Here is a 13,743-nt window from a genome sequence, read left to right as displayed (position 1 = left end):
ATGCAAGAAAAATTTATCCAAATGCCTGTTGATGTGCCTGAAGCACAGCCTTTACTGGATCAGTTATTTGCTGAATATGAAGAAATTTATGGTGATTTTTTTTCACGTCAAGATGCTCAAGTCATTGATGAACGTAAAAAAGCCACACATCGGGAACGCTATGAAGGGGCGGAAGATTTTTTACCGCCACATGGATTGTTTGTGGTACTGAAACGTGATGATGAAGTGATTGCAATGGGTGCCTATAAACGCTATGACGCAGAAACCGCAGAGCTGAAACGGATTTGGTCACATCAAAACTTACGTAAACAAGGGCTGGCTGCAAAAATAGTCAAAGAGTTGGAACGAAGTGCGCTTGCTGCGGGGTATAGCAAGATTTTTCTTACCACGGGGTTTAAACAAATTCCAGCCGTGAAATTGTATTTGAGCCTAGGCTATGAACCGCAGTTTGAACTCACCCCAGATTTTAATTTTGATCGCTATATCGGCGCACCTTTACACGGTGGGCTTCCTTTTAGAAAGACGTTACTGCAAAAGGAGGTCGCATGAGTTTAGAGCACTATAAAATCGTTCCAGCACGTCATCCGCTACGCTACATTGGTGTTGCATTTTCAGTATTAATTATTGCAGTGGTTGCTGAGTCGATTTTTTCCAACAAAAACTGGGGATGGCCTGTTTTTAGACAGTGGTTCTTTGACCCTGCGATTCTTCAGGGTTTGTTGATGACTCTGAAACTGACCTTTTGGTCAATCGTGTTTAGTTTAATTTTGGGCACCATTGTAGCCATGATGAGACTGTCTTCCTCATGGTTAATTCGCTCATTGGCATGGGTGTATATCTGGATGTTCAGATCATTACCACTGCTGTTGGTATTGATTATTCTCTATAACTTTTCTTATTTATATGAATATATCAATGTCGGTGTACCGTTTACCGACACGGTCTTTGCCCAGTTTAAAACCATCAATGCATTGGATCAATTTTCAACGGCTTTAGTCGGTTTGGTGATTGTACAAAGCGCTTATACCGCGGAAGTCATCCGTGGTGGGATTTTGTCGGTCGATCATGGTCAATTTGAAGCAGCGGCAGCGTTGGGTTTGTCATGGTGGCGTCGTACAACACGGATTATTTTACCGCAATCTATTCGCAGTATCATTCCAGCGATTATCAACGAATGTGTCGGTTTATCTAAAGGCACATCAATTGTGTATGTTTTAGCAATGCCTGAACTCTTTTACACCGTACAAATGATCTATAACCGTAACCAAGAAGTGATTCCATTGTTGATGGTTGCTGCCGTTTGGTATGTCATCGTCACCAGTGTTTTTTCCATCGTCCAATGGTATATCGAAAAAATATTGGCAAAAGGCGAGCGGAAATCAGCCATTAATAGTTTTGCTTTTTTCAAGAAAACGCAGCCACACACGACTCAACCGCGTATAGGAGCTAGTTATGATCATTAATCAAGCAACATCTCCTGCAAATGGTCATATTCAAGTGAGCCATGTATTTAAAAACTATGCAGGACATGCGGCATTACAGGATATTAGCCTTGATATTCCTGCGGGCTCTGTCACGGTAATTATTGGTCCTTCAGGGTCAGGTAAATCAACATTATTACGAACGATAAATCATTTAGAACGTGTGGATGCAGGATTTATTCAAATTGATGATGAGTTTATCGGCTATCGTAAAAAAGGTGATAAACTTTATGAATTAAAAGAACGAGATATTTTAAAACAGCGTAAATCTGTCGGTTATGTGTTTCAGAATTTTAATTTATTTCCACATTTAAATGTTTTGCAAAATATTATTGAAGCACCCTTGGCCCATAAAAAACTCAGTAAAGATCAAGCCATTTTAAAAGCCAATCAATTATTAGGTTTAGTGGGGCTAAGAGATAAAGTTGAAGCATGGCCCAAACAACTTTCTGGTGGTCAGCAGCAGCGTGTTGCGATTGCCAGAGCTTTAGCATTAGACCCCAAAGTGATCTTATTTGATGAGCCAACGTCCGCCTTGGATCCTGAGTTGGTAGGAGAAGTCTTAAATGTAATCAAAAGCTTGGCGAAATTAGGTAAAACCATGGTAATTGTAACGCATGAAATTGCTTTTGCACGAGAAGTTGCCGACCATGTGGTGTTTATGGATCAGGGGAGAATAGTTGAACAAGGTAGCGTTCAACAGGTTCTTGAGCATCCCAAAGAAGAGCGTACTCAAAACTTCTTGTCTCGGGTTTTATAATTTTAAATCTTATTTTTTTAAATATAAATCAGGTAATTTTCTATATTAAAATCGTTAGTGAATGTTAGAGCTGACGATTTTTTTATAAGTATAATATTGTTGATAAGGTATGATTAAATCCATATAAATAGAATAAATTTCATCCTTTATAATCATTCTAAATTTATTTTTAATAGTGATTAAAATGAGCAGATTAATTTATTTGGATTATGCAGCAACAACACCTATTCTCCCTGAAATCTCTCAAGCAATGATTCGATGTTTGTCTGTAGAAGGTGATTTTGGAAATCCTGCTTCACAATCGCATCATTATGGTTGGGATGCTGCAAAACATATCGCCACATCTAGGCAGCATGTGGCTGATTTAATTCGTGCTAATCCGCAAGAAATTATTTGGACTTCTGGTGCAACAGAGTCAAATAACCTCGCGATCAAAGGAACTTTAGATCGTTATAAAAATCAAAATAAACACATTATTACCAGCAGAATAGAACATAAAGCCGTTTTGGATACCTGTGCAGAGCTCGAAAACCTCGGTTTTCAGGTGACTTATTTACAACCTGAATTAGGTACAGGCGTGATTCACCCAGAACAGGTAGAACAGGCTATTCAACCCAATACGGTTTTAATTTCACTGATGATGGTCAATAACGAAATTGGTACATTAACTGATATTCAAGCCATTGGACTATTTGCGCATCAGCATCAAATTTTATTTCATGTTGATGCGGCTCAAGCTGCAGGAAAGACAGAGATTGATGTTCATGCGATGCATATTGATTTACTCAGCCTATCCGCCCACAAAATATATGGCCCCAAAGGCATTGGTGCGCTCTATGTGCGTCAAGGCATTCAAAAACACATCAAGACCCAAATTCATGGCGGTGGGCATGAACAGGGTTTGCGTTCAGGAACTTTAGCGACACATCAAATTGTGGGTATGGGGGAAGCCTGTAGACTGGCTAAAATAAACTTAGTTGAAGAACAACAACGTATTCAAAAATTAAGGAATCAATTTTTAACGAGTTTAGAAGAGTTAACTCCCATAAAACTGAATGGTCATCCGAACAAACATGTTGCCAATTATTTGAATGTCAGTTTTTTTGGTGAGCAGGCCAATTCTATTCTTTCAGCGGTTAAACAGGTTGCTGCGGTTTCGAGTGGATCGGCCTGTAATTCACATCATGCAACTCAGTCTCATGTATTAAATGCTTTAGGACTGAATGAGGAACTGGCTGCACATACGGTGCGCTTTAGCTTTGGAGCCTATACGACAGATGAGCATATAGAAACAATATTATATAAAGTCCAATTTGCTATAAATTCTAAAGATTTCTGTGTTCAATTATCAGCTGTTTAAAACATCGAAGTTTTGATGAGTTGCAAACGATAGGCGGTGTTAAAATACCCCTAATATAAAGAGGCATCGTCTCAATTCTTGAGTATGAATGAGTGTATTCGTTGTTTACTCAATTATTTTGGTTTTCTACAGATTGTAATATGACCAATCTGAGGAATATTTATGGAATACTAAGATGAGTGTAAAACGCAGGCTCCGATAAATTGATGAATAAGCAGGGTAAACAATTTAACATTACACCAGGAATGGTGGCAGTTGTGGATATTAAAACAGGGCACAAGACGGTGCTGGACTATTTAATTAAACCGTTTAACAAAGCCAAAGAAGCACTGCGTGAACGCTAATATCCATCCACTGTTTTGAAACAATAAAAAAGCCAACGCATGTAATGTCATCGTTGGCTTTTTATTAAGTTACGGGTTTTAAGGATAAGCGTTAGAGCTGAAAATTTTCCTGAAATAGACTCTATTGTTAATAATTTAAGCTTTGGTTTTGGTTGAAACCCAACATAATAAAGCGCCGAGACAGACCATCAAAGCACCTTGCCAAAAACTGAAAGTTAAATGCGTACTTAAAATGACGGCGGAAACCACAGCGGAAAACACAGGAATAAAATACGATGCTGCGGCCAATAGGGTGACATTGCCATGCAATATACCAATATTCCATGCACCATAGCCCATACCCATCGCAAAGGCTGCAAGGACTAAATAAATGGTGGGTTGCAGTTCAAAAATCAAAGTGCCTTCACCTAACAACAACCATTTAACCCACAGCACAATTGAAACTAAAATGAAAAAGAGCGTCACCCCATTTTTACCATTTGCCATTTTTGCGGTGATGGTGCAATAAGACGCCCAAAGTACGGTGCCGAGTAATGCTAAGCCATAACTTAGAGGGTTATTTTGAACGTTGCTTAGCATGCCCTTAAGGCTTAATCCTTGATCACCGCCTAATACCCAACAAATTCCTATTAGCGAGATAAAAAAGCCGGGTACGATGAGAAAATTGGCTTTTTGTTTATTAAATACAATCGCAAAGATAATGGTAAAGGTCGGCCACAGGTAGTTCACCATCCCAACCTCGATGGCTTGTCGACTACTGGTTGAGTAACCAATGGACAGGGCAAGGCAAATTTCATAAGAGACAAACAGTAAACTTCCCCATATCAGATAAGGAAGAGGAAATTCTTTTAACCGAGTCCAACCAAAGGAGAGCAGCAAAAAAACAGAAGCCAATGAATAAATGAGGGCGGCTCCACCAATCGCTCCAAAGCTGTTGCTCACCTCTTTAATCAGAGCAATAATTAAACTCCATAATACAATGGCAGCCAGACCAATCCATGTTGCTTTCGTCGAGTTCATTTTGTTTGTAGTCTTTAACATATTCATTTAATTTGTAAATTCTGGTGAGTATTTCCATTGTCTGGTTTAAATACAGATTTACAGAGCAATTTTAGGGCTACTGAGTGTCGCCGATATTATACGAAAAAATGGGGGCTAGTCGCTTATAAACCTGATGAAGAATCACGTGAATTTACTTCATCTCAAGGGGCCGTTCATGCTGCTTGAGAATATTTGCCAAGCTTTGTACAGCACGTTCCATTTGCATCAGCTCAAAATCTCCTAAACCAAGCACTAATCCAGAGCGTTTACGTTCCAACGAAAAGGTCGGGGAAACCGCTTTAATTGCAATGCCAGCATCTAGTGCCGCTTGAACGATTTCCCGATCATCCATGTAATCTGCAAGCCATAGCACCATATGCATGCCTTGATCTCCAGCTTGTAAATAGCCTAAGTGTTTTGGAATATAACGCTCAATCATGCCAATCAAATATCGACGGTTTTCAGCATAGACATTGCGAATTCGTCGAATGTGGCGTTCTAAATAACCTTCTTGAATAAAGGCAGCCAGAACATGCTGATCAGCAGAGGGAGGATGACGGTCGATCAGAACACGTAATCCACAAAAAGGGGACACCAAAGCTTTGGGCAGTACGGCATAGCCGAGGCGTAGTGATGGGAACAGTACTTTGCTAAATGTCCCTAAATAGATGACTTGTTCAGGTGCTAACCCTTGCAAGGCTGGAAAAGGCTGACCACTGTAGCGCAGTTCACTGTCATAATCATCCTCAATAATCCAAGCGCTTTGCTGTTTGGCCCAAGCGAGTAATGCGGTTCTTCTGGCTAAACTCATGGGCATCCCAATTGGATATTGGTGAGATGGGGTGACAAAGGCTGCACGGGCATTTGGCGCAAGGTTTATACCTGTATCGACTTGAATTCCTTCTTCATCTACGGGCACACGAACAATATGTAAGGGTTGTATTGAGTTTTCTAATAGGGCAGTTGTCCCTCTGTAAGCAGGGTCTTCGACCCAGACCTGATCTTGTGCTTTAAATAGAATCTGACTACAGATATAGAGTGCCTGTTGGATGCCACTAGTAATGACTATTTGTTCAGCTTCACAGTGTACAGAACGAGAGCGTCGTACATAGTCAGCAATTGCAACACGTAAGGAAAATACACCTTGTGGGTCATCATACCCAGAGGGTGCTGCGACGCCCCGTGCGCGGTAGCGATTGCCAAATTTTCTCCAAATATCATTTGGTTGGGTGCGACCAACAGGTACAGAGACTGCAAAGGGAAGATGGGGAAGCGGTTTAAATTCTTTCAATACTTCAGCATAGGCCTGAGCTGCTGGTGTTAGCTGAATTTGAGTAGCGTGTGTGTTTGTCCACTTCTGAGTTTGCTGACGCTTTGAACGTGCCAAGTTATCTGAAACAAAAGTACCTTGACGCGCACGTGCCTCTAAAACGCCCTCAGCCAAGAGCTGATCATATACTTCAATTATGGTGCCCCGCGAGACACTTAATGTCATCGCCAATTCACGTGACGAGGGTAAAGGGTCGCCCGCTTGTAAATCGCCATTTTGTACTGCCTGTCGTAAGGCTTGAATCAGTTGAGCGGCTATTTTTCCCTGTATTTTATTAAGCTTTGTGATAGAAGGAAGTTCTACGACTTTTGCCATTCTTGCCATAATTCTGGTCTACTCAAAGTAATACATACTGGTACTTTTGAATAATCCAATTAAACCAGAGAATTTACAACAACAAATACAGCAATAATGAGCTCAAGGAGGCAAAGCTGTGTATATCCCTGCAGAATTTGAAGTAACCCAAGTTGAAGAGCTACATCAGCTCATACAGAATTATCCATTGGGTATTTTGTTTACCCATGGACGAAGTGGTTTAGATGCAAACCATTTACCTTTTGAGTTACAAGTCGATCATACTGAACTTGGGATATTACATGCTCATGTTTCTCGACATAATCTTGTTTGGCAGGATGTGAATAATGGTGATGAAGTGATGGTGGTCTTTCGAGCGGGAGATGCTTATATCTCACCGCAGTGGTATCCCAGCAAACAAGAGCATCATCAGCAAGTGCCGACATGGAACTATCGAGTGGTACATGCTTATGGTCGAGTAACTATTCGAGATGATGAGCGTTATGTGCGTGGTGTGGTGGCACGTTTGACACGAACTCATGAAGCAACACAGCCAGAGCCATGGAAAATGTCGGATGCACCTAAGGATTATCTTGAACCCATGTTAAAAGCAATTGTAGGGATTGAAATTGAAATTACGCGTTTGCAGGGCAAATTGAAACTTGGACAAAACAAAGATCAGCGAGATGTTCTAGGTGTGGCAAATGCACTGAAAGAAACCGGGCAGGTTGAGATTGCAGGTGCGATGCATCTGATTGCAGCAGCAAAAAATACGTCCATATAACAATATTTTGAGCTGTGTTAAATAATTGAAATATAAGGAGTGAGCCATGCAGTGCTTCAAACCTGTAGTTTTACAGGGTGAACGAATTACATTAAAACCGCTTAAGTTGGAACATGCACCAGCACTGTGTGATGCAGTGCGTGATGGCGAGCTATGGAAACTGTGGTATACCCGCATTCCTTCACCTGAGCAGATGACGGCGGAAATCCAACGCCGCCTAGATTTACAGCAGTTGGGGAGTATGTTGCCATTTACGGTGGAAGAACGAAACAGTGGGAGGCTGTTAGGGATGACGACTTTTATGAATATAGAAGCCGAGCACCGCCGTGTTGAAATTGGTTCAACATGGTATAGCCAGTCCGCGCAGCGCAGTTATGTCAATACGGAGTGTAAAAATCTGCTGCTTACGCATGCATTTGATATTTTGAATTGTATTGCGGTTGAGTTCCGTACATCCTCTTTTAATTTTAAAAGTCGGACGGCAATTGAGCGTTTGGGGGCAAAATTAGATGGGGTGCTTAGAAGTCATCAAATTGTACAAAACGATATTTTAAGAGATACGTATGTGTACAGTATTTTAAAAACTGAATGGCCTGCAGTACAACAACATTTGAAGGCACTTTTGAACAAGAGATAACGTTTTGTCTAGCTGACGCGTTTCATTAGAGAAAAATAATACATAAAAAAGCGGCATTACTTTCATACAAAAATAATGCCGCAGATATAGAACTCAATGATGAGTGAAAGATTGGTATAACTTATTTCTTAGATTTAAGTTTACCAGTCGTATTTCAGACCTACTCTAAAGTTGGTAGGTGCACCATAATAGCTGTTGGTGGTTGATAGATGATATTTTTCATTAAATAAGTTATTTAAATTGAAGTTCAGCAGTAGGTTTTCATTGATCTTATAACGCGCCATCAAGTCAACCAATGCATAGCTGTCTTGTGTGAAACGAGTACCGTTTGGCCCATTATCTTGATAAATCTCACTTTGCCAGCGTAGTCCACCGCCTACTGTTAAAGCTTCGTTGAGATAAGGCAGGGTATAAGTGCTAAATAATTTAGCGGTATTATTTGGAATGTTGGTATTTAAATTATTACCATCTTTGTCCTGAGAGATATTTCGTGAAAAACTTGCAGAAACTTGCCATGTATCTGTTAACTTGCCTGTGCCTTCTATTTCAAAACCACGACTTTTTGTGCCAGATTCGGTACGGTAAACCGTATTGCCATCTGAATCTGGTTCATCTAAAGCAATGGCTTTATTATCTTCTTGGGTTTGATAGAGTGCGGCACCAATGTTTAATTGGTTATCAAAGAATTCACCTTTGATACCAAGTTCCGTACTATTTCCTACCAGTGGATCAACATAGCCACCTGAGACTGATTTCTTGTCTTGTGGTAAGAAAATATTGGTATAACTTGCATAACCTGTCCATTGCTCTGTGAAATCATAAGTAATGCCCACATAAGGAATGACTTTACCTTTTTCTTCGCGTTTTGAAGCATCCAGAGTTTGACTTGAGTACGTGTACTCATTATCTGTACGTTGCCAATTTTCAACACGTGTTCCTAAAATCACAGCTAGGGGATCTGCTAGTTTTAGACGTACTGCACCAAATACAGATAGGCTTTTCTCATCATTACTGTACCATCCTCCAATCGGCATTTCAGGGCGTGTAGGTGTATTTCCATCCCACTCGAAAATATTATCTAAAGTATTTACACTCCAACCCGAATAGGTTGGGCGTTTATTTTTACTTCTGGCATAGGTTGTACCTAAAACCACATCATGGGTTTGGTTGAGTAAGTCAAATGAACCATTTAAGGTTAAGTTAAATAAGTCCTGAGTTGGTTCATAGTCCCAATGAGATCCATAAAGTAAAGTACCAGCCCCTGTTTCTTTATTAATTCCTGAGCGTGAGTACCCATAACCGACAATTTCATCAGAAGCGGTAATTGTTCGAGATGCAGTGCCTTTCAGTTTCCAACGTTCGTTAAATTGGTGCTCAATATCTGCAAAATATGCAGTTGTTGTTCGGTCAGAACTACTCCAACTTGCAGCATTTGAATCTGAACGTGACCAGTTGATGAGACTACCATCGGTATAAAATGAAGGTAAACCACCACGAGCAATGCCTGAAATATCTATTTGTTGGTAGCTGACCCCTAAACTGGCTTTGGTTTTTTCTGTAAGGTCTGCTTCAACCACTCCATAGGCAATTTTACGTTCCTCACTATAACGGTCAATATAAGAATCACCCGTTTGGTAGGCTAGAACAGTACGTCCACGGATCGTGCCTGCTTGGTTTAATGGTGCAGAGACATCAATATCGGTACGATAGGTGTCCCAAGAACCTGCACTGGTGCTGACGGAAGCTTTGAAATCTTGCAAAGGTTTTTTCCGCACCATATTAATACTGGCACTGGCAGAGCCTGCACCAGTCATTAAACCATTGGCGCCACGCACCACTTCAACACGGTCAAATAAAGCAGTGTCTTGGCTTTGAAAGATACTGGTATATGAACTCATCAGCTTTACGCCATCAAGCAAATAGTTATCAACTGTTTGACCGCGTGCATAAATAGGTGAGTTATCACTGCCGATATTACCATTTTGGCTAATGGTTAAACCTGCGGCTTGTGAAACAACATCGGTCAGTTGCGTCAGGTTTTGATCTTCCATTTGTTGGCGGGTAATGACACTCACCAATTGTGGCGTTTCTTTTAGTGATAGTGCTAAACCTGTAGATGCAGTGGTTGCTTTAGCTGTATAAAGGCCAGAACCTTCGGTTGTTAAATTATTGCCTTGATCTGCTTTAAGGGAAATAGTTGCAAGTTGAGCTGATCCATCTGGATTCGTCGCCTGACTACTTTGAGCATTTTTATTGGCTTGGCTATGAATAGCTTCGAGTTGAACATCTCGTGTTTCAGCTTGAACTCGTTGTTTCGCTTGAATGCTGTAACCACCATGATTTACTTTTACTGCAACCAAAGCATAAGGCTGTAATAATACAGCCAGAGCCTCATCGACTGCATAATTACCTTTTAGTGCTTTGGCTTGCAAACTTGAGAGTGTCTTTGCGTCATAGCTGATCGTGGTACCCGTTTGGATTGCGAGTTGCTTCAATGCCTGATCCAAAGGGAGTTTTGTAATATTCACAGGATAAGTTGTGGCAGCATAAATAGCAGTAGTGGTAAGGCTTCCTGCCATTAGTGGCATGCCCCATAAAACTGCCCGAATAGCCATTGCTAATCTACTTTTTGCCTGATAATCCTTCATGCGGTGTTCTCGACTGGGAGTGTATTTCTGTATAAGTCGAGTCAGCTCAAAAAAAGGGTCATATTTTTATCTTTTTTTTATTTTTAATAGATATGAACTGTAATAATCCAGCTCAAGCTGATGGGTATAGGCCAAGTTCTCTAGGCTTTGTTTTGGGTTTTTTAATGAAAATACGCCTGAAACATGCACATTTTCAAGCTCAGGAGCGAGAAAATAGGTTCCATTTTGATAACGGTACAATTCATCTAGTACTTTTTTAAGTGGCCATTGCTCCACAACCAGTAGATGTTGCGTCCAATACGGTTGCTCATTCTTCAGTGGATTGATGGCTGAAATTGTATCGGCATCAAAACTGGTACGTTGGCCTTGTTGTAAAAGTTTGCGTGTATCTGTTTTGGCAGGATATAAGGCTACCGCATGCTCATAAACTTTGACTTTAGTGCGATATTCATCTTCTTGGCGAACTGTAAACTGTGTACCTAAGGCTTCAATCTTTCCATCTTTGGTTGTGACTATAAATGGGCGATGCTTCGGATCTTTTGCCGTCTGAATATAAATCTCACCTTCAACCAATTCAACTTGTCTGGTTTGTTTTGAAAAGTCGATATTGACATAACTATTACTGGCTAAAATCAATTCTGTGCCATCCGCTAAAGGCACAGTTTTAATTTCACCCACTTGGCTATGGTAATCAGCTTGTAGCTTTGCCCAAGGGATACAATAAAGGCTTAAGCCAATAATGCAGAACCCTGATAATCCAAACAGCATATTGTGCTTTAAAGAGGTGCTAAATGTATGTTTAGACTTAACTAAGGTATCTGGTTGGAAAGAATTGGGTAAATCAGACAATCCTTGTGTAAAACGTTCAATCTGTGAAATAGCCAAAGCATGTTCTTTATTTTTTGACTTCCACTGCTCAAATTGCTCTCGTTGTTCCTCGGTTACCTCTCCAGAATGAATCAGTACCAACCAATCGGCTGCTTCATCTAGGATATGATTAGGTAAAGAAGAGTGCTGTGGCATAAGTGTTATAATAAGATGAATTAATCAACAGGATTATAAAGACTTATACAAGCTAAAAAAGCCTGTTTCATATCTCTTTTTACCGTTGCTTCAGAAATATTCAATTTCTCACTAATCACCCGATAGGTGAGACCATCTAACTGGGACATTAGAAAGACCTGTGCTGTACGCGTCGGTAGCTTCTCAAGCATGCGATGTACTTGATAAAGCGTTTCTCGAATGCACACCTCATGCTCTGCCGAAGGGTAGTAGTTTTCAGGTAACTGAGCCAAAGCATCTAAATACAACCTTTCAACATGTTGATGTCGCCAGTGATCAATAATCACATGTTTTGCAATACCCAAGAGCCATGCTTGAGGCTCTTTAATTTTTTCAAAACAGTATTCACTTTTAAGTGCACGATAAAACACCTCCTGACTCAGGTCTTCAGACTGATGATGATGTTGCAATTTATGTTTAAACCATGACAACAGCGTGGTTTGGTGTGTGCTGTATATCTGGCTAAACCACATTTTTTTTTGGACATTTAAGTTCATATTTTCAACTCATGACCCTAGAAAAATATCCTGAATCTCAGCAGTAAAAGTGGAATAAGTAAATGAATGGTTGAATATTAATGATAATCATTATTAAATGCAATTACAAAACGCAACATTTACTGTGAGCTTTTTTAGGTTTTCATCCGTCTTATAAATAGATATGCGTGATTTGTAATAAGAAGTGTCAATTTTTTAAATACTTAATTTGATCAAATTTTAAAAAATTGTATGGGTCTTATCGTTTTGAACAGTACGTGTTGGGCGAGAATTTTTTGTAATGAATAGGAAATGTAATGAGTGAGCCATTGAACAATAACGACCCAGCAAAGCATTTTCTTCATCGTCGAACATATTATATTGGATTGATTATTGTCATTTTGTTGTTAGGCATGGGAGGGCTGTATTGGAAAAAAACTATGTCGCAGCCTAGCGAAGAATATAGTCAATGGGATAAACCTGTGCCTGTACGTATCGTGTCTGTACAGCGACAAGACTTGCAGGTGGAAATTAAAGCCATCGGTACAGTTGTTCCGACCCATACAGTGAATGTGCAAACTCAGGTTTCTGGTGTTCTCAAGCAGATTTATTTTAAAGAAGGTCAGACGGTTCAAAAAGGACAACTTCTTGCTCAAGTTGACCCTGCACCATTTCAAGTGGCTTTGGCACAGGCAGAAGGAACACAACAGCAAAACTTAGCGCAACTCCGAAATGCAGAAACGGAGTTAGCACGTTATCAACTGCTTTTTAAGCAAGACTCAATTGCTAAACAACAAGTAGAGCAACAGCAAGCTTTAGTCAATCAGTTGAAAGGGCAAATACAGGCCAATCAAGCTGAGGTTGATGCAGCCAAATTACAATTGTCTTATACCAAAATTTATTCGCCGATTAATGGTCGAGTTGGTTTTCAGCAGAAAGATACAGGTAATTTAATACAGGCCAATGACACGACAGGTTTGGTCAGCATCACTCAAGTTCATCCTATTTATGTACAGTTTTCAGTTGCTGAACATGATTTGGTTCATTTGCGTAACAACATGAAACAGGGACATCAAGTCCCAGTCAATGCATGGGATAAAGCAGAACAAAAGCAGCTTGCGGTTGGTCATGTACAGGCGTTGGATAACCAGATTGATGCCAATACAGGCACATTAAAGATCAAGGCCATTTTTGATAATCGTGATGATGTCTTATTTCCCAATCAGTTTGTCAATGTTCGTTTAAATGCACACACCATTCGAAACGCTGTTAGCATTCCAAGTGACGCCGTGCAACATGGGGCCAAAGGGACTTATGTGTATATCATCAATCCGAAGAAAAAAGCAGAAATTCGTATGCTCACTTTGGGTTTGAGTTCTAACGGTCAGATTCAAGTTTTAACAGGCTTAAATGGTACGGAGCAGGTGGTTTTAGAAGGGATTGATCGTCTTGCAGAAGGTAAAGAAGTTCAAATTGTCTCGGATCAACCTCAAGTGATGGAAACATCAAAACCTGCTGTTGGATAA

At 40.2% G+C, this 13,743-nt stretch carries 12 protein-coding genes and 1 pseudogene; 8 read left to right on the top strand and 5 right to left on the bottom strand.

Translation table 11 applies throughout. The features are described from left to right. From ACE01U_RS00260 to ACE01U_RS00240, 5 genes and pseudogenes are all read left to right on the top strand, one after another. Complete coding sequence (locus tag ACE01U_RS00260) at positions 1-549, top strand: GNAT family N-acetyltransferase (RefSeq protein ID WP_086209386.1); 549 nt, start codon at positions 1-3, stop codon at positions 547-549. Beyond that, positions 546-1,463, top strand: a complete 918-nt coding sequence (locus ACE01U_RS00255; RefSeq protein WP_086209385.1) for an amino acid ABC transporter permease — start codon at positions 546-548, stop codon at positions 1,461-1,463. Before ACE01U_RS00260 ends, ACE01U_RS00255 begins: the two co-directional genes overlap by 4 nt. Further along, complete coding sequence (locus ACE01U_RS00250; protein ID WP_110975435.1) at positions 1,453-2,241, top strand: amino acid ABC transporter ATP-binding protein; 789 nt, start codon at positions 1,453-1,455, stop codon at positions 2,239-2,241. Before ACE01U_RS00255 ends, ACE01U_RS00250 begins: the two co-directional genes overlap by 11 nt. A gap of 184 nt (positions 2,242-2,425) precedes the next feature. After that, on the top strand, positions 2,426-3,601 hold the full coding sequence (locus ACE01U_RS00245; RefSeq protein ID WP_395552996.1) for a cysteine desulfurase family protein: 1,176 nt from the start codon (positions 2,426-2,428) through the stop codon (positions 3,599-3,601). 194 nt (positions 3,602-3,795) lie between these two features. Next, a pseudogene (locus ACE01U_RS00240) lies at positions 3,796-3,945 on the top strand (secretion protein HlyD); the annotation flags it as partial. Positions 3,946-4,080: 135 nt separating this feature from the next. On the opposite strand, the gene yddG reads toward ACE01U_RS00240, so the two are convergent. Both yddG and pdxR read right to left on the bottom strand, forming a co-directional pair. Further along, the gene (gene yddG / locus ACE01U_RS00235) at positions 4,081-4,965 is read right to left on the bottom strand and encodes an aromatic amino acid DMT transporter YddG (protein WP_395552995.1); all 885 of its coding nucleotides are present in this window, start codon (positions 4,963-4,965) and stop codon (positions 4,081-4,083) included. Positions 4,966-5,137: 172 nt separating this feature from the next. Beyond that, positions 5,138-6,640, bottom strand: coding sequence for a MocR-like pyridoxine biosynthesis transcription factor PdxR (gene pdxR / locus ACE01U_RS00230; RefSeq protein WP_395552994.1), 1,503 nt, complete (start codon positions 6,638-6,640; stop codon positions 5,138-5,140). Positions 6,641-6,749: 109 nt separating this feature from the next. On the opposite strand from pdxR, the gene ACE01U_RS00225 reads away from it, so the two are divergent. Both ACE01U_RS00225 and ACE01U_RS00220 read left to right on the top strand, forming a co-directional pair. Further along, positions 6,750-7,394, top strand: a complete 645-nt coding sequence (locus tag ACE01U_RS00225; protein WP_395552993.1) for an FMN-binding negative transcriptional regulator — start codon at positions 6,750-6,752, stop codon at positions 7,392-7,394. Positions 7,395-7,440: 46 nt separating this feature from the next. Beyond that, the gene (locus tag ACE01U_RS00220; protein ID WP_395552992.1) at positions 7,441-8,031 is read left to right on the top strand and encodes a GNAT family N-acetyltransferase; all 591 of its coding nucleotides are present in this window, start codon (positions 7,441-7,443) and stop codon (positions 8,029-8,031) included. A 140-nt stretch (positions 8,032-8,171) separates the two neighbouring features. Here the strand turns inward: ACE01U_RS00220 and ACE01U_RS00215 are convergent, their stop codons facing one another. From ACE01U_RS00215 to ACE01U_RS00205, 3 genes are all read right to left on the bottom strand, one after another. Beyond that, complete coding sequence (locus ACE01U_RS00215; RefSeq protein ID WP_395552991.1) at positions 8,172-10,679, bottom strand: TonB-dependent siderophore receptor; 2,508 nt, start codon at positions 10,677-10,679, stop codon at positions 8,172-8,174. Positions 10,680-10,745: 66 nt separating this feature from the next. Continuing rightward, positions 10,746-11,702: a FecR family protein gene (locus ACE01U_RS00210; RefSeq protein ID WP_086209377.1), complete on the bottom strand. Its 957-nt coding sequence runs from the start codon at positions 11,700-11,702 to the stop codon at positions 10,746-10,748. Between the two features lie 20 nt (positions 11,703-11,722). Next, complete coding sequence (locus ACE01U_RS00205; RefSeq protein WP_395552990.1) at positions 11,723-12,238, bottom strand: sigma-70 family RNA polymerase sigma factor; 516 nt, start codon at positions 12,236-12,238, stop codon at positions 11,723-11,725. Positions 12,239-12,534: 296 nt separating this feature from the next. Here ACE01U_RS00205 and ACE01U_RS00200 point away from each other — a divergent pair, with 296 nt between their 5' ends. Next, positions 12,535-13,743 (top strand): efflux RND transporter periplasmic adaptor subunit, encoded by a 1,209-nt coding sequence (locus ACE01U_RS00200; protein ID WP_395552989.1) that lies wholly within the window; start codon positions 12,535-12,537, stop codon positions 13,741-13,743.

The organism is Acinetobacter halobius, from assembly GCF_044130335.1.
GTDB lineage: Bacteria > Pseudomonadota > Gammaproteobacteria > Pseudomonadales > Moraxellaceae > Acinetobacter.
Note: the sequence above shows the minus strand (reverse complement) of the source record. Positions and strands in the feature narration are given on the sequence as shown.

Excerpts from the sequence above, each read along its gene's own strand:
- ACE01U_RS00260 (WP_086209386.1), top strand. The coding sequence starts at position 1 with ATGCAAGAAAAATTTATCCAAATGCCTGTTGATGTGCCTGAAGCACAG.
- ACE01U_RS00255 (WP_086209385.1), top strand. The coding sequence starts at position 546 with ATGAGTTTAGAGCACTATAAAATCGTTCCAGCACGTCATCCGCTACGC.
- ACE01U_RS00250 (WP_110975435.1), top strand. The coding sequence starts at position 1,453 with ATGATCATTAATCAAGCAACATCTCCTGCAAATGGTCATATTCAAGTG.
- ACE01U_RS00245 (WP_395552996.1), top strand. The coding sequence starts at position 2,426 with ATGAGCAGATTAATTTATTTGGATTATGCAGCAACAACACCTATTCTC.
- yddG (WP_395552995.1), bottom strand. The coding sequence starts at position 4,965 with ATGAACTCGACGAAAGCAACATGGATTGGTCTGGCTGCCATTGTATTA.
- pdxR (WP_395552994.1), bottom strand. The coding sequence starts at position 6,640 with ATGGCAAGAATGGCAAAAGTCGTAGAACTTCCTTCTATCACAAAGCTT.
- ACE01U_RS00220 (WP_395552992.1), top strand. The coding sequence starts at position 7,441 with ATGCAGTGCTTCAAACCTGTAGTTTTACAGGGTGAACGAATTACATTA.
- ACE01U_RS00215 (WP_395552991.1), bottom strand. The coding sequence starts at position 10,679 with ATGAAGGATTATCAGGCAAAAAGTAGATTAGCAATGGCTATTCGGGCA.
- ACE01U_RS00210 (WP_086209377.1), bottom strand. The coding sequence starts at position 11,702 with ATGCCACAGCACTCTTCTTTACCTAATCATATCCTAGATGAAGCAGCC.
- ACE01U_RS00205 (WP_395552990.1), bottom strand. The coding sequence starts at position 12,238 with ATGAACTTAAATGTCCAAAAAAAAATGTGGTTTAGCCAGATATACAGC.
- ACE01U_RS00200 (WP_395552989.1), top strand. The coding sequence starts at position 12,535 with ATGAGTGAGCCATTGAACAATAACGACCCAGCAAAGCATTTTCTTCAT.